Here is a 19,336-nt window from a genome sequence, read left to right on the forward strand (position 1 = left end):
TGAAAGCGACCTTCGTTATTGCTCTTACTCAGCATTTTTTACACCTCGGCTCACCGTTTTACTTACTAATTCGATAAAAAAGCCTGTAGACCCTGCTCCTTACGGAACTTTGTCTACAGGCTGAAGGCTGATTATTAAATCAGACTTAAACTAAGTTCTTTTGGTAAAAAATAATTTCCAGCTCCTTAAATTGCTTGCGGTGCGTTTCTTTATAACCGTTTTGTTCGAACAACTTCTGGGCAGGCAGCTGCTTGCTTGATGTATCTAAAATTAGTTTGCTATACCCTTGTGATCTAGCTAACTCCTCCAGAATCGTCAATGTTCTCTTTCCAAGTCCACTTGACTGATGCTTTTCATCCACTCTAATTCTTTTGATTTCTGCAGTTTCATTTGTAAAGTACCGAAACGCACCCATGCATACAATTTGGTGATCCAGTAAACCCACTACGAAATTTCCATTTTTTTTCACATAAGTCTCTTCTATAGTTTCGATATCTTGATCTAAATTAACATCTTCCATAACAGCGCTAAATTGCTTAAGTCCCTCGGTATGTAGTTTTCTTACCGCTTCCTGGTCTGCTTGCTGATACTGTCTAAACACTAGAGTCATAACGGATTTCCCCTTTTTATTAGGCTTTGTTAAACCTTAATGTTGATATTTGATAATTACGAACGAGTCAAATCGTGCCTGTTTACTGTCACCGACACGAACAAAACGTTTCAGCGTTCTGCATATTCTTGTTAAACTAACGAGCAGTTTAGCTCAAAGATCTAGCAATTGATAAGAAATATTAGAAGCATATTAATATATAATGAAGAAGCTAGAACACACTAATGGAGGATTTTGTCATGAAGAATATTTTTAATCATATGCATGCAGTGGAAATTTTAAACCGTATCGACAGACTCGCCCCGAGTTCTCAACCGCAATGGGGAACAATGAGTGTTGCTCAAATGCTGGCTCACTGTTCATCATTCCAAGACATTGCAATGGGGAATTCTTTTCCGCCGAGAGGTTGGTTAGGGTTATTTATAGGACCATTTGTGAAGTCCGTTTTAACTAACGATAAGCCTTTGGCTCGTAATATGTCCACTATTCCAACTATTATGATAGTGGATGAAAGAGAGTTCGAACAAGAACGGGAAATACTGAAGCAAAAAATTATTACCTTTCAATCTAATGGTCCTGAGAAGTGCACTACTCACCCTCATCCGTTTTTCGGAAGGCTTACTTCAGAGCAATGGGGCAAAGGAATCTTTAAGCACCTAGACCACCACTTAAATCAGTTTGGAGTCTAAGATAACGTCTTGGACTGACAGGATCATTAAAAGGCGCATTAACGTTCACTAAGCTCACAAATGCAGCCGACCAGAACGCTCGCTCGACTCTGCTTCTTTACGAGTATTCAGAGAAGGACGATGATTGACGGTATAGCGTAAAAGTGATTAAGCTAAATGGGAGACGATAGCTCAATTAACCGCCTTTTCACAAAGGCGGTTTCTTATAGTCACAAATCAGCATTAGTATTTAACATAGCCTTTTATTAAAAAGTTCTGGCGACTCTCTATATACATTGGTGTATGTTAAGTTTAGCGAAAGGCTTCAGAAGTTAACTCCATACAACCTAATTGAAGGAGGAACATCCATGATCGTTAGAGAAACCGAGCAGCAGTTTGTGATGATCACTCAACATGAACATGCTCAATTTTCAAGACAAATCGCGGACTGCTTTAAGGAAGAGCTGCTTGTCGACCAACATTACGCGGAGGCTGTTTATTTGGCTATACAAGAACATGACAGGAGCTGGATCAGGCTGGATGATAGACCGGTATGGAATGATCAGGACTCGATTCCTTTCTCGTTCAACGATTATCCTCTGCTTCCCAAACTCGTGCTGTATAAGCTTGGTTTAGACGAGATTGAGGAAATGAATGACTATGCCGCGCTTCTCTGCAGCCTTCATTATTCATCCTTTATTCATCTCCGGCAGTCTTCTCTTCCCGATTGTGCGGCTTTTATCGATCACGAGCACGCGAGACAGCAGCGTCTTAAACCGAAACTAAACCACCCCGGCGAATACATGATAGAGCAGCACTTTAAACTCCTGAAATTATGCGATGAACTTTCCTTGTATGTGTGCCTTAATGAACCAGGAGCCTCTAAAGATGAGGAACATCCATGGTATAGGGAAGGTTTTAAAACCTTGATTAATGATCAGCAAATTATGGCGCGCTGGATAAGTGAAATTAACGTGCAGATCCGGCCTTTTTTATTCAAAAAAGAGTTCTGTGCGTCACTGAAGATCAAACAAGTATCCAAAGAGGCCATTCATCAGCTGGGTGTAGACCGCGCTTATCAAGAAACGGATTGGACTGTACAAGAAGTAACTTTTGAGGTGTAATTCCGACTCTTTCTTTATTCGGCGAATATGTTAAAATCCATTCCATATTGGACTAATCCTAATTTTCGCGCTACTATCTGAGAACTTAAATTACCCCATGATGTACTATACAGAGGTATAGATCCACCTCTTGTGACCGCCTGACTCCATTCTTGCACAACATGCGAGGCGTATCCCTTACCTCTGTGTGGTTCGATCGTACTCAAACTCGCTTCTGCTGCTTTCATCGACTTCCTTGCGCTGCAGCATACAGAAACCGCTTCGCCATTTACTATATAAGCTGCAACCGGCATGCGATCTTCGAATTCTTGTCGTACATATGCGAAATGCCGTACTAACAAATAAAAACAGAAGGTCAGCTAGTCTTATTCCGTTCATTAATTCTGAGAATTCTGTCTGATGATCAAATGATCCGATCGCTCCATAGTCTCGTTACTTCCTGCAATTTCTTATCGGCAAATTCTAACTTATAAATATCCGGCATCGTAGTTGATCTCCAAAAATCATAATCATAACGGAAATCAAAATAATTCACCATGAGTGTCATAATATCTCCATGGGTCCCGACGACAATTCGCTTACCCGCAAACTCATCCATTAACTTGTTTAGGACATGGACAGCTCTCTTTTGAGCTTGACTGCTGGACTCTCCACCTGGGAAAGAGAAATCCCATTCCTCATACAGCTTCCGCTTCGACATATAAAAATGCTCTGGTTTAATTTCATAACCTTCCCCGGTAAATTGCCTTTCACGTAAATCTTCTTCCACTATTACCTCAATCTTTAATTCATTTGACAACTCCCGGATGGTAGCAGAAGCCCGTTCATAAGGACTCGATACAATAACTTCAATTTGCTCGCCCATTAACAGGTCTCTTACTCTGCCTGCGTCTTGTTTGCCTTGCTCCGTCAAACCTCTTGTGCGTTCTGCTCCTGCCGCATACACGGATTCCGCATGCCTTACGAAGTAAAGAATGATCTGCATTGTGTTCACTCCTCGAAAAATAAAAGCCTTGTTATTATCTGAAGATGGATTCAAAAAATAAATAGCCCATAACTTAATATTTCCAGCCAACCCTATCGGATCAGCTACCGGAAAATTATTCTTCTTTTAGTAGTAATTCTAACATGAATTCTTCATGCCTTTGTTGGACTAATCGAGTTTATATGTTTCATACAGCCTACCCTAACCACACTCTAAAGGAAATATTACCCTTATAATATCAAATACTAGCGGAAAAGAAACTCATGCTGCTTTTTCAGGAATGATCGTAGATTTTATTTAAAAATCCAATAATGGAATGCATTGACATATCGTGAAACGACATGCTAGAATTCAGCTTATAATTACCCGATTATGGTTAACTCATCTTTTCAAATGCTACTTATCGTTCTTCAGATCTGCTGCATTCTCGCAGCTCTCTCTCCTCCTTTTTTCTTTACAAAGAAAGAGTCTCCCTTCCCTTCGATTCCAGTAATATTCGGCAAAAGTAATATTCGGTAAACCGTACTAGAGTTTATTTGGTATGAGGCGTATAACTGCGCTTACATATAACCGCAACCGCGGTCTCATTTTGAATAGGAGAAGGAGAGGGAGTTTATGAGGTTCAGAAACATTGTAGGGTCCGCGCTGATAATCGCATCGGTATTGGTAAGCGGAATCGGAGGAAAAGCAGAAGCAACTGCAGTTCCGGTTAACCAGGCACAAGAATTGACGCCTAATGTGGAGAGCAAGGGGCCGCAGCAGTCTCTTGCAGACCCGCGCCCGCAGCTTCATGCGCCCAAAGCCGAGAAGCTGGAGGGCCGTCTTCAGAATTCGCTGGTCACTTCGGCGATTAATGACAGCCCCGGCTCAGCTGCCACTGTCGTAACGGGAGCTGTATATTCCGATAAGATATCGGAAGCAAGCGGTCAAAGATGGTACGTTCTCCAAACGAACTCGCCCGGCAAGTTGACGGCCTACCTTCAGACCGTACAGTCGGCGTCTGTCGATTATGACTTGTATTTGTTCCGGTATGATCCCGCTACCAGTCAATTGGTTGAGCAAGAAGTTTCCTCTTATGGACCCGCTACAAACGAACAAATCAGCCGGATCGCTCCAGCGGGAATTTACTTTCTGGCTGTTGATGCCTATGCAGGATTCGATGCGGTAAATCCTTATTATTTTACCGTTGTACAATCACCTGTCTATGATGCGGCGGAGCCGGACGATAATATCTGGCATGCGCAGCTGAAAACCGACTCTTTTACCGTTAACCAGCGGACGATTGATAACAACCTGGATGCAGATTGGATCAAATTAACGGTTACGGCTTCCAAAAAATTTCATATTAATTTGGCCAACACAGCAGCAGGGACGAATTATCAGCTTCAGATTTTCAATCAGAATCTAGGTTCACTCGGCTCTGTTAATCAGAATACGAACGTTGACGCCTCTCTTGGAGCAGGTACGTATTACTTACGAGTCGTTTCACTGAACTCATCTAATGCCTCCGCTCCCTACACGCTTTCCTTTAACGAATTCAAAACGCCCACGCAAGTTAGCATTAACAGCGTCACTTCCGACCCGAATATTAACTCAAGTGAGCGTATCAACTATGGCGAAGGAAACAAATGGAGAATTCAGAACTATATGACCGTCACAGGCGTGGCCAAAGATGCCTCCGGTGCACCAGCGTTTAATGCCCCGGTTACGGTTCTTATCCAAACCAAATTGAATAATCAAGTTTATTCCGCAACGACTACAACAAGCAGTACGGGTTCCTTCAGCGTAACCATCAGCGGGATTCAACCGGCTATCGGTCAGAACATGTTCACCGGCTACGCCTCCTATCATTATTACGATATTATTCCATTCCAAGTTTACTCCAGTGGGAACCAGCTGATTTCAAATGACTCTTCCCTCTATCATTTCGGGTATTCCATATACAGACCGCACTGACATCCCAAGTACTCGTTAATCATTTAAACGCAAGCAAGAGCCTGAGGGATTCCTCAGGCTCTTTGACGTACCCGTCATGATTAAAACAACGGCAGATTATCCAGATTGTTGTCTTTAATGCCATCGGGCTCACTTCGCAGAATATCGCGTCCAAAACGGTGGAACACATCAACGTTGGCAAGTGCACCGTTTTTCGCCTCACTCAGAGCCGTCACATAGTCCAGTTCTCGCCCCGCCGAAGTTTGAACGGCTATGATATCACCGTCGTTGTTTTTTCGCACAGCAACAATAGACTCTTGTCCCTCTGCCGCAGCGCTCTGAAATTGTTCCTCATTTGCTTGTATGGCTCCCTGCTGCCTGTAGTTCTCATATATTTCCTCAAAATTTGGACTGGATGGATCCTGACTCATCATCATCACCTCATCCATTAGAATGCGTAGAATCTGTTGAGATTAGTCAATTCACTTACAAGCCTGAAGTTTCGAGCAGGTAAGAGATCATGGTATCCAGTTTCTTATCTCTGGGATAGAGGAATCCTAAACCGTTATTGGAAAGTGCTTGTTTAAACTGAAGGGGATACTCCGTTTCCTGCATAAAATCCTCAATAGCAGTCAGCACGCCGTTTCGTTCTCCCTTTTCAAATAAGGCATTATCTACGGTGCAATTAAAGCCTCCTAGCTCAAGGAGTTCTGACTGTCCGGGCTCTATTCCTCTCTTGGCATGAGGTTTGCGGTGTTCCTCGGGTATATTCTCAGGCTGATAATACATATCTCTGCGGCCATAAGGCCACTGCGTATCATGCAGGATGACAACTGGAAACTTCCCCTGAAGCCCTGCGATCCGTTCCGCCTGTTTCAACTCATGGTATACGGTATACCAATTGTGATCCCCGTCAATGAACAACATGTCGCATGAATCGATTTGAGGTAGCGCCTCTAAGCTTAACAGTTCCAGCACCTCGAACTTCTCCTTGTAGAACGCTTTAAATGCGGAGACATCATATTGAGGATAAGGATCGATACTGATGCATTTCCCTTCCACAGCTCTGCAATATTCGAGCAATTTCACCGTGGTCAGTCCTGTTAGGGAGCCGATCTCAACGATCGTTCCAGGCTGTACCGCAACTATCGCCGGTTTAATCAATCTTTCCCAAAATCTATGCATGGCCGTCTCCTTACGTTAATTGATTGCGCATGATGGTGAGGATCCCCCTTTATAGGGGCTTTAAAGTAAAGGAAATATCGGTATGTCTTATTACAGCAGCCGGATTTAAATTGAATTCATGAGCAGCCGGATTCCAGCTGAAATCCGCTTCTCTTCGTACCATCCGCGTCCTTCTTACTGTCTTTAAGTCACTGCCTGCTAAGCGATGCTGCAGAATGCTTACTCCATCTTCAAGACTGTCCAACTGCAATTTCACCCCTGCGAATCTTCTCGCATCCACAGGAGTCATCCATTCCTCCGGATTCATCCATAACAGATATTGTCCGGTTGCCGCTGAGCGCAGGAAGGACCAGTTGGGTTGTTCAGAATCTGATTGGTCAACATTAATCACAGGACAGACTAAATCCGATAGGCAGGCCTGCATCTCCTCGGAAACATTGTCGCCCAGAACGATCCATTCATCAGCCAATTGCCCTATGCTTTCTACCATCTGTTGTAACTGCAGACACACAGCTGTCGGCCTTACGGGAACAATGACCGTAATCGTTGCCGGTTCTTTGTATATCAGACTATGGATATCTGCTCCCCATTTCAGGCGGGCTTTGTCGCGATTGAGGACAAGCAGTTGATTTAAATTGGATTCGTGGAGAATTCCCATTGTCATATGTCCAAAATGATGGATAAAGGAATCATAGATAATTTGAATCCGATAACCGTTATTTATGACACGTAAGCATAGATCATCGTCTTCATAGTTACCAAGACCATACTGTTCATCGAATACTCCGACTTCGGCCAGCACCTCTCTTTTGATGAGCATACAGAAGCCGACAACACGCCTTTCATCCAGACGCTTTCCTTCATACCTAGCAGCATGTTGGATCGAGAATGCTTCCGCTTCGGAGAAATCCTGGTAAGAGACAGGAATTTGCTGGCGCCCGCTGACGTAATTGCTTACAGGGCCGACCATCCCGATAGTGTCGTCGCTATAAAGAGCCGACAACATTCGTGTCAGCCAGCCAGGAGTGACAATCGTATCGTTATTCAGAAACAATATCGTATCCCCTGTAGCCGCCGCATACCCCTGGTTGCACCCTTTGGCGAATCCGAGATTCGTTGCGTTCTGAATGAGGTTGAGATCAGGCTGACCGAGCAAATACTTGACGGTACGATCCGTAGATCCGTTATCTACGACAATAATCTCGTATGGGACAGATGTATGGCGTCTTATACTTTCCAGGCAAAGATACGTGAGATAGATCTGATTATGAGTCAGGATGATAATACTTGTTTTATCCACTCGGTCAGCCTCCTCCTATAAACTCACTCCTCAACCGGCACTAAATTGTGTGCAGTACGGAAATAATTGCGGTTATACAGCATACTGGGATGAGCAGGACTGCTTTGAAGAGCCTCTTCATTATGCTCGAAAGCCTGCTTATACTTTCCGAGCCGGTCATAGCATAAGCAGAGCTGCAGGTGTGGATACCAGGTAGAAGCGGAGCGGTTCATCAATCCCATCGTTTCAACTGGGGTTACTCTGATCGCCTGCTGATACCAGAATATTGCAGTTTCATACTTTTCTTCTTCAATGAAGTAATTACCAAGTGCGCAGGATACCTCCGGACGGGGAGTTTCAAAGCGGAGAGCCCGTGTCAGCGCCTCAAATCTCTTTGTCTTATTTGCCAGGTGACCGTAGCATTCGGATAATTTCAAGCAGGCCTGGATATTGTCTTCTATCCATCCCTGATTGGTGTCCAGCATGGAATTATAGTAGCCGGCAGCTTCCTCATATAAGGCATGATCTTTGAGTTCGTTAGCGAAATAGTACAGGTCACGTACCGAGAACGGCTCTCCTGCCCCCTGCCGCTTGCGGTAAATTTGTAAATTACGGTCCGTATGAGACTTCTGTTTCCTGTGCGTAATGCAAACTTCACTGTCCAAAGAACTCCCCGAAACAGCTAAATACTCATGTACAGGACCAATCCAGCGAAATCCGCATTCTCTTCTTACTAGCCGGTTCCGGCGTAAACTCGAAGTGACTTTTCCTGCTCCGTCAAAAGAAAGGTTATAAGGCATCGTCACACGGTCGATCGTGGGCGGCAATGTTTCTTTAAGCAATGCTAATTTTACTCGATCTTCTTCTTCTAGAATGTCGTCTGCGTCCAGCCACAGAATGTGGGATTGAGTAGCTTTTGAGAAAGAAAAATTCCTGGCGGCGGCAAAATCATCGATCCACTCGAAGTCATACACATTATCCGTGAATAGAAAAGCGATTTCCTTGGTCTTATCAGTCGATCCTGTATCGACGATTATAATTTCGTCCATAATGTCTCCTACGGATTGCAGGAGTCTTCCCAGTGTTTTCTCTTCGTCGCGGACAATCATACATAAGCTGATTGTAAACATAGCTAGCTTTGTTCTTCCTCCTTACCGGAACCTCCCCCAGCCTTATCAGCTTGGTATAGCCCGATTTACTTCTGGATGGTCCAGCGAAAGTTTGAGCACTGCCATTTAACACTCTGCTGTAGTTCTCCGTTTCCATACCCCTCACAGCCTCATGTCAGAAGCAGCTAAGCATACTTTTAGTTTATACAAACTGAATAGAGGCGTGATCTTTTTTAGCAAAAATTGGACGATTGGGGAAATTGTATACTCACAAAAAAAGCCGCGGATACCGATCCGCGGTTTGTTAGTTGTGTTGGGAACTTACAATTTAATTAGTTCCTTTTTCCAGAATTCGATCACTGTATGTTCTGGCAATTTCATTGAAGCCCATGAATTTTTAAAGACAAACCCATACTTCGTCATTCTTTTTACGGTTTCTTCGACGCTGGTGTTTTCTACCCGCAATTCCATCGATACGGAATTCTTAATTATATCGGTTAGCTCATGAATTTCTTCCGGGTTAATTTCCGTCTTAGGCATTGTTCTTCACTCCTCTTTACACTGCATCTTTCAATTCTTTCATTATTCACTAAAGCCGCCGAGGTTAAACTCGGGTTCCACAGCCGTTCCGTTACGCCCTTCGTATTTCAATGAAGGAATACAGCCGTAATCAGTCAGCTGACACGGTGTGTAAAATCAAAGCAAGCTAGACTCTTGTTACCCGATTCAGCTTACTTAGAACCCATTTGTGTGGGAATAGGAATCAAAAAGCACCCCTACGGTGCAGGATAACCCATGGGGCTGTCCGGCGCTGCAGGAGTGCTGTAGCAGGATCTGCTGTTATTTGCTTTGTACGAGCGCGTTGGATGGAATCTCCAGGAAATCGAAAGCTTCTTTGAGCATAACAGCATCTTCTTTATTCCAGAAGCTTTTGTTAATCTCCGAAATATTCGAATTTCTCGAAATACGGTCCATCTGCATCTTCATAATCGACCCGCTGCACAGGACAGCGACTTTAGTAAGATGAGGGAATACGTTGCGCTGTGCTTCTTCCCAGATGGTGTTGACTTCAGGAGTGAACACGATCGGATGACCTTCGCGTTCCATAAACCGGTTGTCCACCAGCAATTTGATTTTCTCCGTTTTGGAGTTGATTTGTACGGTTTCCTGAATAATTCTCGCGGCTTCCGTCGCTTCTTCTACCGTTAAGTTATCAACGACCTGCCAAGAGAATACTTTGTTGACGCTGTCCAAATGAAAACGAAACTTATTATTCAAATTAACACTCACTAGAAAAAAACCTCTTTTCGGAATTTATTTGAGCCAGGAATCAAGCATGACATCCAGTGTGTTGCAAGTATATTTCACCAGATGCTCAGCTTCTTCCAGTTGCTGCACACTCATGTCTTTGATCAGATGATAGACATCACTGTGTTCTTCATCTGCTTCACAGTGGATCGCCCAGTATTCGAGATTGGAGAATCCGATCTCTTGAAGAATTTTATAAGCATGCAGATAGACGGCATGTGCAAAGCCTTCGCTTGTGCTATTGATGATCAGCAGGGAAAGATTCTCATCCATTGCTGCTACTGCACGGTATTGAAGAGAAATAAAATGTTCGGTTTCATAATTAGCTTTATGCAGTTCAGGATCATCTAATCCGATTCCGATCATCCATTTGCGGAGCATTTCTGCATGATCTTTCTCTTCATCGTAATGAGTAGAGAACACTTCATGTTCAACATCCGGAAAACGTTCCCATCTAAGTTTGAGCAGTTCCCCGAAGTGTTTCGACAAATGATAGAGGTTGCTGCACCATTCGAAAGATTCTGCTTTTTTCTCGCTAGGGAAGTTCTGGAAGAAATTGTTCTCTTTTTTAACACGGTCCAGCTCGGATGAAATGATACTGCTGATTCTGGAGATTACCAATTCTGAATTAGCTACTGTTGTCATGTAAATACTCCTCTCCTTTTCAATACTATATCGGATTTTTGCCTCTATAATTTTACTTTTTTTAGACAAAATTCGTGTCTATTTTGTTAACAATATTTATATTTTTAAGTATAACAGACTTATACACCCATATGCGAGGACGATTTTCTATTATGTGGGCACCCTTTCAGCTAATCTTCCTTTAGATTCCTTTCATTATATAAGTTTATCCACTTCCAGTAAATTGCTCGTAAACAATAAAATTCAAAAACCAACTCTTAAACATCCCCTGTCTTCTGTGTACAGAAAAAAGTCGGTCGTCCTTTTATAAGAACGCCGACTCCATTACTGCCAATTATCTATATCTGTTAAATACCCGTCCAGACATCCTTCGCGTAGCGTCCCTCTGTCTGAAGGCCCTGCAGCCAGTCTTGCGCTTCTTGTTCACCTGCATCATGTTCATCCTGGTAGGCTTTCTTGAAGACCGCTTCCACATCCGGAGCCATCCGGCTGCCGTCCCCACAGATGTAGAGCACCCCGCCGTTGTCCAGTATACGGATTAATTCCTGCAGATCCTGCTCCATCAAATGCTGGACATACGTTTTGGGCTTACCTTCCGCGCGGGAAAAGGCTGTATGAAGTGTGACAACTCCATCTCGCTCATACTGCTCAAGTTCATCCCGGTAAATAAAATCAGCTTCATTCCTGCAGCCAAAATAGAGGTGCGCATCTCCAAGAACCTTGCCTTTCGTCTTCATAGCCATTCTCGCCTGCAGGAAGCCGCGGAAAGGAGCCACTCCTGTCCCCGGCCCCACCATAATTATCGGTGTCTTCGGGTCCTCAGGCAGCTGGAATCCTGATTCGGGCGTGCGGATAAACATCAAAATATCTTCTCCCGGCTGGCGCTCAGCCAAGTAATTGGAAGCAACCCCGCGATATTCCCCCTGTCCGCTCCGCGCAGGCCCTTCTACAACGCCTACCGTAATACTGGCCATCTCCGGATTAACGTGAGGAGAACTGGAGATCGAATAATATCTGGCTTTCAGCGGAGGCAGCAGCTCCAGAAAACGGTCGAACGGCATTTCACACGCTTCGTACTTCTCAAGCAGGTCCAGCATAGAAACTCTCGCTTTGAATACCTGCTCCTTATATACTCCCTCGCTTAATAAGGCTTCCAGTTCCTTTTTATGAGGCGGACAGGTGGTATAAGCGATTAATTCACGCAATTGTGCACGCGTAGCAGCCTCTTGGACCTCTACGCTATGACTGAGCAGATCGTAGAGACTCACAGGACGCTCCAGAGGAAGATGTGCGGCGCTGCGTCCGCTTGCCGTTAGAATCAGCTGGTCATTCCCGTTCAAACCGAATCTGTTCAGCACCCGTTTGACATTCTCTTTGCTGTTACTCGGAAGGACTCCCAGGTGATCGCCTTCTTGGTACGTAACTCCATCAGGCAGGGCCACTTCAATATGCCGGGTGTGCCGGTCACTTTCGGGCGCCTGGAGATCTCGGTTGACCAGCACTTCTGCATGAACAGCGTCATAGGACTCAGCTAGCGGCGCTACGGCAATCCCGCTGACGAACTGGACGTTTAGCGTGCTGCGTTCTTTCTCGGCTTTGTGATCAAGCTTCAGTCCAAAAGCATCCATCACGTCCGACCACATCCGCTCCCGCCACTGCTCAAGCTGCTGTTCGAAGTCGCCGCTCGCATCTGCTTCTCCCCGCTCGGATAGTCTTGTAGCGCCTTTAAGAGCGAGCTGTTCGTCGATGAATCGGGGAACATCCTGGTAAGTGCCGGCCCAGTTGCGGTCACCGCATCCGAATACGGCATATTTCACGCCTTGCAGCTCATCCTGGTCAATGCACTCCAGCCATTCCACAAAATCACGCGCGTTACTTGGCGGCTTGCCGTTATAGGAAGCGGTCACGATCAGTACAGCTCCTTCGGTCGGCAGATTGCCTAACCGCTTGTTCAGCGGAGCAACCTCGCTGCTCACCCCATGCATACGGGCAATATCCGCAAGCTCACGTGCAATGCCTTCGGCTGTACCCAAATTTGATCCGTACAGGACTAAGAGTGGCAAGCGGTCCGCTCCAATGATAGAGGCGGCCGCCGATGCCTTGGCCTGTTGATCCAAAGACTCTGCCGCTTGTACTTCATGATTCTGAATAGACAAAGATATTTGAGCGCGGCTGCGTATGCGGATTTTAAACTGGTCGGGTTTCAGGGTCAGCGTTTCTTTGATCTTGAGCTGGTAATTGCTTGAGTCTATGATTTCAAAATGTTTAAGAATCATCCCCAGGACGAGCACAGCCTCATGCAGGGCAAACTGCTGTCCGATACAGGCGCGCTGCCCGTTCCCGAAAGGTTTGAAAGCATCCTGGGGAACCTGACTCGGATCTTCAAACCGTTCCGGACGGAAATCCTCTACATCTTCGCCCCAGGCTTTGGGATCCCGGTGAAGTTTGGGGATGATGATATTGACATTCTCCCCTTTCTTCAGAGGATATTTACCGGCAAGCAGCGTGTCTTCTTTGGCATACACCGAAAACGCCGGAGCCGTCGGCCACAGACGCAGAGATTCGTTCAGAATCATGCGTATATATTTGAGATCGAGAACCTGCTTGTAGGAAGGGACCGAATCTGTCAGAACGCGGTCTACCTCTTCATACGCCTTTTGCAGTTTATCCGGATTCTGCAGGAGGTAATACACGGCAAAGGATAACAGCCCGCTTGTCGTCTCATGCCCGGCGATTAGGAAGGTGATGATCTGGTAGCGGATGTTCTCGTCATCCAGTCCTTCGCCTGTCTCGGGGTCTTTGCTCGTCAGCATACGTGAAAGCAGGTCTTCCGCTTCCGCAGCCCCGCTTGCTTTGCGCTCCGCGATAATCTTATCTACGAGTGAGAACATCGTCTCGATGTCGCGCTTGAACTGCCGCTTCGTCATGACCATCAGTTTGTCCTGGATTCCGAGCCGGGTAAGCTGACCCATCGCTTCGTCCAAAGCCCGGACCATACTCAGGATAAAAGGGTGCGGCTGCTCACGGTAGAAGCTGTTAAAGCGGTAATTGAATCCGCATAAACCGATGGTATCCAGCGTAAGACGGGTCATATCCTCAGGGACATCGACACTCTCGTCGGGATTGAGCCGCGCCCACTTCTGGATAAGCTGGACGGCAATATCCACCATCCTATGATGATAGCCCTGCATAGCCCTTTGGCTGAAACTGGGCAGAAGAATATGATGGGCTTTTTGCCAATTTGATTCCTCTGTCCAACTTGTAAACAGCCCGTCGCCCGCAAAAGCCCGGACCTTCTGTAAAGGAGTCCAGACCTGCTTGTCAAACCTGGACTCATCGCAGGCATCGGACACAAGTTCTTGACTGGATATGTAGAGGTCGCTTCTTCCGCCTGGAAAATCCAGTCTGAAAATCGGTCCGTACTCATAAGACAGTTTGAGCAGCGACTGATTCGGTTCATCTAATTTGAGTACGGGAAGATTCCCGAGTGGTCCATACGTTTTGGGCTGGGGGATCTGAGGGGATGTATTCTCTTTCATATCAATGGCCTCCATCTCTTTTTTTAAGATTGATATCCAAGTAATTGCGAGTGATGTCACTCCTCCTATTTCCATTTCCGCTCTATACATGCAGGTCATTCTGAAACTTTATCCTTTAAAATTAAGGCATAATGGTAAAAAAGGTTAAGAATTGACCTTCCTTTGATCATAACATATACTAAATGTTCATTATATTTCCCATTAGTTCACTTTAGTTAACTTGCAGTTAATGAAAGAAGGTTCCCCCTCATGAACTTAGAGCAGCTCACCTATATTGTTGAAGTAGCCCGATGCGGTTCTTTCACGAAAGCCGCTCAGAACTGCCATATTACGGTCACGGGGATCAGCCGGTCGGTCTCGTTCCTGGAGCAGGAACTCGGTATCCGTATATTCTCCCGCTCCCGGTCCGGTACAGTCGTGACGACAGAAGGCAATATGATTATTACCAAAGCAAGGGGCATTCTAAACCAAATCCATGAATTAAAGTCGGAAGCCGAAAGCTACAGCGAGATCAATCATTCGAAAATAAGAATTGCAACCATTCCGGGACCCATCTCTCTCCTTATTCATGTATTGATCGGTCTGAGAAAAGAATTCCCGAGAATCCAGCTTGAAATTTCCGAGCATGGAACGGACGCCGTATTGGAGCAGGTGCGGATGAACATAAGCGATATTGGTTTTGTTTTATTAAATGAAGACAATTTGCCGAGAAACGAAGGATTAGTATTTGAACGCCTGGTAAAAGGGAATATTGTCTTAGGGGTCAGTGCTCATTCCCCACTCGCTTCTTTACCTTCCGTCTCATTGGACAATCTCGCCGGACTCCCTTTTGTGTTATACAACGATCCCTATATCATAGATTTCATCAAGGACCTCAACGATTCGGTGGACGTACTTTTTACCAGCAATAACATTGAGGCGATCCTGAAAGCGGTCAAAGAAGACATGGCCGTCACGCTCGGACCCGATTACTCTTTCCGCGCCAATACGATGTATGAGAATGGGGATGTCATAACTCTCCCTTTAGAAATGCCCAGCCGGAAAATTTCGTATCTCTGGTCGGTAACATCGAAGGAAAATCAAAGTTCCAAAGCTGCTGGCATTTTCGTGAACCGGGTGGTCAATATGCTGCAGCAAAACGGATAAGCCCGGGTTTATCTTTATCCAGTTCGATTCCGATGAGGCAAAAAGAGCTTAAAAATGATAAAATTTTGGTATATGACTTGGACATGACAAGAAAGGCGGAGAAATTTTGAAATATTCGTTCATCATCGGTCCCGATACATACAGTACTTTCGACAGCGAAGAGGAACAGATCGACAAATGTAAAGAATGGGGACTTCTTTCGGAGAAAGCAGCTAAAATGAAACCTTTCTATTATAAGGGAAACGGTTTGAATGTGACATGCAAGATAGTCGGGTATGTCGACAGAATGACAGCGGTCATAGGACTGCCCGATCAACAGCTGCACTGCATCCATCCCTCCTACTTGAAAGAGATGCAGGCCTCCACTTACACCCAGAGAGCCGCCGCGGTATCGGAAGACGCCCCCGAATCGGCAGACGCACCGCCAGAAGCCTTGCTGGAAGAGGCTCTGTCTTCACCGGAAGCAGCTGTACCCGCAGTGGAGATACGGGTTGAAGAACCGAAGGCCGCAGTTCAGAAGAAGGAGAAAGCGAAGAAAGAAAAGGCACCGAAGCTTCAGCTTCCTGACGAAAAGGTGAAAATGACTGCCACCGTTAAAGAATTCACAACGGTTCCCAACCATTTCTCCGACAATGATGACGAGGTCGTCATTTACGAATCGGTTGCTCTTGTAGAACCGGAAACAGAGATTGGGGAAGCATGGTCCAGCCATAGCGCTACGCTTAAGAAATTAGAGCTGGAGATCGGAGACATGATTACGTTTGAGGCCAAAATTGTCGCCAAGAAACTGACCCGGCATCCTGTGCCTTACAAAATTAACAATCCGGCGAAGATACAAAAAAAAGAAGATTAATACCGCAGAAAGGGAATGTCTCAAAAGTCATTTCATGAAATTCAGTCCCTACTTTTCACGTGATATTCGGTTAAAAAAGAACCTTCAGATCCACTTGTATAGTGGTTTTGAAGGTTCTTTCACGCATATTTTAGGATTGCCTCACTCAGGTTTATTCTTTGAGACAGCCCCTTGTGTTCTTCTACTGTAGAAGCAAACAGAGAGAGGCGGCTCCTTCGTGCTCCGGGTCTTGCGCTAAGACTTTTAATGAGTATCCCTTAGCTTCCTCTTCATTCCCCGTTTCATAGCAGCATATAGCCATGTGGTAAAGTGCAGAAGTATCTGCGGTACATGCTCCACTTTTCCTCGAAGAACGCTCATAGAATTCCAGCGCATCCTCGAAGGCTTCCATCTCATACAGCAGCTCCGCGCATTCCATGGCTAAATCTCTGCTCCCCTCCATGGGATAGTAGCTTTGCCACATTTGCCGGATACCTATCCGAATTGCATTCGCGTCCTCTTCTCCGGCGGCCGGAAGCAGCTCCGAGATACGCTCCCTGCACTGAAGAAAGAATTCGGCATCGTAATGCCCCAATCGCCAGAAGGCTAACAATTGCGATAACTCCATTTGATTCAAATGCTCATCCAGCCATTTTTTCAAGCTAAAAAAATCATCGGGTCCAAAACGATTGATGAACCGGCGGTAAGCAAGCCGGGTATGAGAATAGCTTGCCGGATCTGTCAGCATGAGGATACAACCCACATTAATCTGCTTATAGCGATGGTCCGTGAATAAGACCTCCGCACCTGACTGCTCATAAACATGACCGATGGCATGATAGTTGGCTTCTAAGGAGAAGCTCCCGTGCCCGATCAGGTCGGGAGCCTCGGCATATTTCCAGTTCTCTAACCGATGATCGCCTTTATCCGCAGTTAGCAGCAAAAAACCTTCTTGGGACAACGCATTCAACCGTTCCAGACATTCCAGACCGACCACCGGGAAGAGGACATGAGAGTCTTCCAGTTCCTGCTGGTATTGCCGTATGACACTGCGGTAAGGATAGGCTGCCTGCTCATATTCAGCGGCTCTGCGGTATTGATAAGCAAGATTCACCTGGCTGAGCAGTTCGGAAGGAGTGAGTGAAGTTTCATTTGACGGAATCTGCATCGTAACATCGCATTCATAAACCAGGCCCTCATCTATATAAAGAAGTTCCTGAGGGATGCTGTCGAAGAAATAATTGGCGATGACGAGCAATGGCTGCTTCAGATCAGCAGGCCGAATGCATTCGCCGGATTGCGTCAAATACAGCTCTGCATCCTGTACCGCATCAAATTGCGCGAAGTCTAGAATGCCCTGCTTCTGGAAAGAGCACAGCTGGGGATGCTGCTTCCAGTAGTCCAGATTCTTAGCGGCCAAATCACTCATCACATAGCGGTATGAAGGCAGCTTAAGCCCGGCGCACGCCTTGAGCTCGTCCAGTTCATTGAGAACATGCGACGCTAACCGGCCCGAACCCGCGCCAAGCTCAAGAATCATGACGGGTTCAGAACCATAGCCGAGCTTAGCCCGGTCCTGCAGAAACCCGAAGATGATTTCAGCATATGCCGCTCCAATGCGGGGATTATTCGTTATATAATGCGGGACTTCATCCCTCTGCCAGGCACTTATCCCCTGCTCTTCATAATACGAACGCTGCATATCCCAGATGGGCGCTTCACTAAAGCGGTAAGTCTGTTGTTTGGTAAATGACATCGATTTGAACCTTCCTTGCTTCTATATAGTGCGGTCCTGAATCGTGTAGGCGTTCCCCGTATAAACGGGTTAGATCATCCGTTTAGTAACGTTTTCTTCTATTATAGTACCATATCTTTCGGATTGCTTGGTCTGTTCGCCATCCTCCCGATCAGGAGTGTCGATTCTGTCAGCTTCAGGTGAATTTCTATACGTTCATCATGCTCCCCTGCATTTGTCACCATACATTCCTATCACAATAGCAATCGAGAAGAACTTTTAGCCCTTCGGAAATGGTAGAATAACTTATCTTATACATAGAGGTGATCGAGAATGGCTTTACAAGCAGATAAAATTTTTGTTAATTTACCGGTTAAAGATCTGAACAAAACGGTGGAATTTTTTACACAAATCGGGTTTGAATTCAATCCCCAGTTCACAGATGAGAATGCAACGTGCATGGTCATTAGCGAACATATATTTGTTATGCTGCTCGTAGAAGATTTCTTCAAGACGTTTACCAAGAAACAAATAACCGATACAGCTGTAAGTACGGAGGTTATTGTAGCATTATCCGCTGATAGCAGGGAACAAGTAGATGAGATTGTATCGAAAGCGTTGGCAGCCGGGGCTGCGGCTTACAACGACAAGGTCGATCATGGATTTATGTACAGCTGGAGTTTTCAAGACATTAACGGCCACTTATGGGAACTGGTTTATATGGATGAGAGTACTGTAAATCAAGGTTAATCGTATCCGCTGCCTGCAGTAGAAAAAGTAAGTTCTTATCGACAAACAGATAAGAACTTACTTTGTGTATACTTGTTATGTTAATTTGTAGGTTTATTGCGGGAAGGCAGTGCGGCATCCACAGACCACTTTCCACTTCCGTTTAGCACGAAATAGAGGGCGATTGCCATCAGGGCAAGATCAAGTTCGTAACCGCCAAGGAAACCGCCGGCTAGCTTCACTTTAATTGTCGCTCCCAGCATGACGATGACGAATAAAGCCGACACAATTCTCGTACCCAGTCCTGCAATTAGCGCTGCTCCCCCCACCAATTCAATTAAGGCGACGACATACGCCATAAAGCCAGGCAATCCGATACTTTGGAACCAGCCGGATGTGTTAGCGATCCCCCCTTGAAATTTTTCGAATCCATGTGCAAAAAAGGTAATACCCAACACCACGCGCAAAATAAGTGCGCCAATCTCCAGGTTTTGTTTCATCGGTCAT

Annotated in this window: 19 protein-coding genes; 6 read left to right on the top strand and 13 right to left on the bottom strand. The window is 45.5% G+C overall.

Annotated features, from left to right (window positions below):
- Nucleotides 1-145: 145 nt before the first annotated feature.
- Nucleotides 146-610, bottom strand: coding sequence for a GNAT family N-acetyltransferase (locus EDM21_RS20315; RefSeq protein WP_157338256.1), 465 nt, complete (start codon nucleotides 608-610; stop codon nucleotides 146-148).
- A gap of 239 nt (nucleotides 611-849) precedes the next feature.
- Here EDM21_RS20315 and EDM21_RS20320 point away from each other — a divergent pair, with 239 nt between their 5' ends.
- Together EDM21_RS20320 and EDM21_RS20325 are read left to right on the top strand one after the other, a co-directional pair.
- A complete protein-coding gene (locus EDM21_RS20320; protein WP_157338257.1) occupies nucleotides 850-1,299 on the top strand; it encodes a DUF1569 domain-containing protein in 450 nt (149 codons plus the stop codon).
- Between the two features lie 347 nt (nucleotides 1,300-1,646).
- On the top strand, nucleotides 1,647-2,402 hold the full coding sequence (locus EDM21_RS20325; protein ID WP_157338258.1) for a DUF3891 family protein: 756 nt from the start codon (nucleotides 1,647-1,649) through the stop codon (nucleotides 2,400-2,402).
- A gap of 14 nt (nucleotides 2,403-2,416) precedes the next feature.
- On the opposite strand, the gene EDM21_RS25585 is transcribed toward EDM21_RS20325, so the two are convergent.
- Both EDM21_RS25585 and EDM21_RS20335 read right to left on the bottom strand, forming a co-directional pair.
- Nucleotides 2,417-2,695 carry a GNAT family N-acetyltransferase gene (locus EDM21_RS25585; protein ID WP_157338259.1) on the bottom strand — a complete coding sequence of 93 codons (279 nt, stop codon included), beginning with the start codon at nucleotides 2,693-2,695 and terminating at the stop codon, nucleotides 2,417-2,419.
- 110 nt (nucleotides 2,696-2,805) lie between these two features.
- Nucleotides 2,806-3,387, bottom strand: a complete 582-nt coding sequence (locus EDM21_RS20335; RefSeq protein ID WP_157338260.1) for a histidine phosphatase family protein — start codon at nucleotides 3,385-3,387, stop codon at nucleotides 2,806-2,808.
- Nucleotides 3,388-4,002: 615 nt separating this feature from the next.
- On the opposite strand from EDM21_RS20335, the gene EDM21_RS20340 reads away from it, so the two are divergent.
- Nucleotides 4,003-5,343, top strand: coding sequence for a peptidase (locus tag EDM21_RS20340; RefSeq protein WP_157338261.1), 1,341 nt, complete (start codon nucleotides 4,003-4,005; stop codon nucleotides 5,341-5,343).
- An 80-nt stretch (nucleotides 5,344-5,423) separates the two neighbouring features.
- On the opposite strand, the gene EDM21_RS20345 is transcribed toward EDM21_RS20340, so the two are convergent.
- The 8 genes from EDM21_RS20345 to EDM21_RS20380 form a co-directional block, all read right to left on the bottom strand.
- Entirely contained in the window at nucleotides 5,424-5,753 is a 330-nt protein-coding gene (locus EDM21_RS20345) for a DUF3892 domain-containing protein (protein ID WP_157338408.1), read from the bottom strand.
- A 55-nt stretch (nucleotides 5,754-5,808) separates the two neighbouring features.
- Nucleotides 5,809-6,507, bottom strand: coding sequence for a class I SAM-dependent methyltransferase (locus EDM21_RS20350; RefSeq protein WP_157338262.1), 699 nt, complete (start codon nucleotides 6,505-6,507; stop codon nucleotides 5,809-5,811).
- Between the two features lie 49 nt (nucleotides 6,508-6,556).
- Entirely contained in the window at nucleotides 6,557-7,807 is a 1,251-nt protein-coding gene (locus tag EDM21_RS20355; protein ID WP_157338263.1) for a glycosyltransferase, read from the bottom strand.
- A gap of 23 nt (nucleotides 7,808-7,830) precedes the next feature.
- Entirely contained in the window at nucleotides 7,831-8,916 is a 1,086-nt protein-coding gene (locus tag EDM21_RS20360) for a glycosyltransferase (RefSeq protein WP_157338264.1), read from the bottom strand.
- A 300-nt stretch (nucleotides 8,917-9,216) separates the two neighbouring features.
- Entirely contained in the window at nucleotides 9,217-9,435 is a 219-nt protein-coding gene (locus tag EDM21_RS20365; protein ID WP_157338265.1) for a hypothetical protein, read from the bottom strand.
- Nucleotides 9,436-9,735: 300 nt separating this feature from the next.
- Nucleotides 9,736-10,185 carry a hypothetical protein gene (locus EDM21_RS20370; protein ID WP_166542105.1) on the bottom strand — a complete coding sequence of 150 codons (450 nt, stop codon included), beginning with the start codon at nucleotides 10,183-10,185 and terminating at the stop codon, nucleotides 9,736-9,738.
- A gap of 24 nt (nucleotides 10,186-10,209) precedes the next feature.
- Entirely contained in the window at nucleotides 10,210-10,848 is a 639-nt protein-coding gene (locus EDM21_RS20375; protein WP_157338266.1) for an iron-containing redox enzyme family protein, read from the bottom strand.
- Between the two features lie 347 nt (nucleotides 10,849-11,195).
- Nucleotides 11,196-14,387: a bifunctional cytochrome P450/NADPH--P450 reductase gene (locus tag EDM21_RS20380; RefSeq protein WP_157338267.1), complete on the bottom strand. Its 3,192-nt coding sequence runs from the start codon at nucleotides 14,385-14,387 to the stop codon at nucleotides 11,196-11,198.
- Nucleotides 14,388-14,636: 249 nt separating this feature from the next.
- Between EDM21_RS20380 and EDM21_RS20385 the strand changes: the two genes are divergently transcribed.
- Both EDM21_RS20385 and EDM21_RS20390 read left to right on the top strand, forming a co-directional pair.
- A complete protein-coding gene (locus EDM21_RS20385; RefSeq protein WP_157338268.1) occupies nucleotides 14,637-15,533 on the top strand; it encodes a LysR family transcriptional regulator in 897 nt (298 codons plus the stop codon).
- A gap of 106 nt (nucleotides 15,534-15,639) precedes the next feature.
- Nucleotides 15,640-16,386: a hypothetical protein gene (locus EDM21_RS20390; RefSeq protein ID WP_157338269.1), complete on the top strand. Its 747-nt coding sequence runs from the start codon at nucleotides 15,640-15,642 to the stop codon at nucleotides 16,384-16,386.
- Nucleotides 16,387-16,567: 181 nt separating this feature from the next.
- Here EDM21_RS20390 and EDM21_RS20395 read toward each other — a convergent pair whose 3' ends face one another.
- Nucleotides 16,568-18,121 carry an SAM-dependent methyltransferase gene (locus EDM21_RS20395; protein ID WP_157338270.1) on the bottom strand — a complete coding sequence of 518 codons (1,554 nt, stop codon included), beginning with the start codon at nucleotides 18,119-18,121 and terminating at the stop codon, nucleotides 16,568-16,570.
- Nucleotides 18,122-18,433: 312 nt separating this feature from the next.
- On the opposite strand from EDM21_RS20395, the gene EDM21_RS20400 reads away from it, so the two are divergent.
- Nucleotides 18,434-18,850 carry a VOC family protein gene (locus tag EDM21_RS20400; protein ID WP_157338271.1) on the top strand — a complete coding sequence of 139 codons (417 nt, stop codon included), beginning with the start codon at nucleotides 18,434-18,436 and terminating at the stop codon, nucleotides 18,848-18,850.
- 80 nt (nucleotides 18,851-18,930) lie between these two features.
- Here EDM21_RS20400 and EDM21_RS20405 read toward each other — a convergent pair whose 3' ends face one another.
- Complete coding sequence (locus EDM21_RS20405; protein ID WP_157338272.1) at nucleotides 18,931-19,329, bottom strand: DoxX family protein; 399 nt, start codon at nucleotides 19,327-19,329, stop codon at nucleotides 18,931-18,933.
- Nucleotides 19,330-19,336: the final 7 nt, after the last annotated feature.

Origin of the sequence: Paenibacillus lutrae (genome assembly GCF_009757775.1) — a bacterium.
GTDB classification, from domain to species: Bacteria; Bacillota; Bacilli; order Paenibacillales; family NBRC-103111; genus Paenibacillus_F; species Paenibacillus_F lutrae.

Bases quoted from the DNA above. Each gene is read 5' to 3' on its own strand.
- EDM21_RS25585 (WP_157338259.1), bottom strand. From the start codon at position 2,695: ATGCCGGTTGCAGCTTATATAGTAAATGGCGAAGCGGTTTCTGTATGC.
- EDM21_RS20400 (WP_157338271.1), top strand. From the start codon at position 18,434: ATGGCTTTACAAGCAGATAAAATTTTTGTTAATTTACCGGTTAAAGAT.
- EDM21_RS20345 (WP_157338408.1), bottom strand. From the start codon at position 5,753: ATGAGTCAGGATCCATCCAGTCCAAATTTTGAGGAAATATATGAGAAC.
- EDM21_RS20375 (WP_157338266.1), bottom strand. From the start codon at position 10,848: ATGACAACAGTAGCTAATTCAGAATTGGTAATCTCCAGAATCAGCAGT.
- EDM21_RS20405 (WP_157338272.1), bottom strand. From the start codon at position 19,329: ATGAAACAAAACCTGGAGATTGGCGCACTTATTTTGCGCGTGGTGTTG.
- EDM21_RS20380 (WP_157338267.1), bottom strand. From the start codon at position 14,387: ATGAAAGAGAATACATCCCCTCAGATCCCCCAGCCCAAAACGTATGGA.
- EDM21_RS20395 (WP_157338270.1), bottom strand. From the start codon at position 18,121: ATGTCATTTACCAAACAACAGACTTACCGCTTTAGTGAAGCGCCCATC.
- EDM21_RS20320 (WP_157338257.1), top strand. From the start codon at position 850: ATGAAGAATATTTTTAATCATATGCATGCAGTGGAAATTTTAAACCGT.
- EDM21_RS20325 (WP_157338258.1), top strand. From the start codon at position 1,647: ATGATCGTTAGAGAAACCGAGCAGCAGTTTGTGATGATCACTCAACAT.
- EDM21_RS20335 (WP_157338260.1), bottom strand. From the start codon at position 3,387: ATGCAGATCATTCTTTACTTCGTAAGGCATGCGGAATCCGTGTATGCG.
- EDM21_RS20365 (WP_157338265.1), bottom strand. From the start codon at position 9,435: ATGCCTAAGACGGAAATTAACCCGGAAGAAATTCATGAGCTAACCGAT.
- EDM21_RS20350 (WP_157338262.1), bottom strand. From the start codon at position 6,507: ATGCATAGATTTTGGGAAAGATTGATTAAACCGGCGATAGTTGCGGTA.
- EDM21_RS20385 (WP_157338268.1), top strand. From the start codon at position 14,637: ATGAACTTAGAGCAGCTCACCTATATTGTTGAAGTAGCCCGATGCGGT.
- EDM21_RS20315 (WP_157338256.1), bottom strand. From the start codon at position 610: ATGACTCTAGTGTTTAGACAGTATCAGCAAGCAGACCAGGAAGCGGTA.
- EDM21_RS20360 (WP_157338264.1), bottom strand. From the start codon at position 8,916: ATGTTTACAATCAGCTTATGTATGATTGTCCGCGACGAAGAGAAAACA.
- EDM21_RS20340 (WP_157338261.1), top strand. From the start codon at position 4,003: ATGAGGTTCAGAAACATTGTAGGGTCCGCGCTGATAATCGCATCGGTA.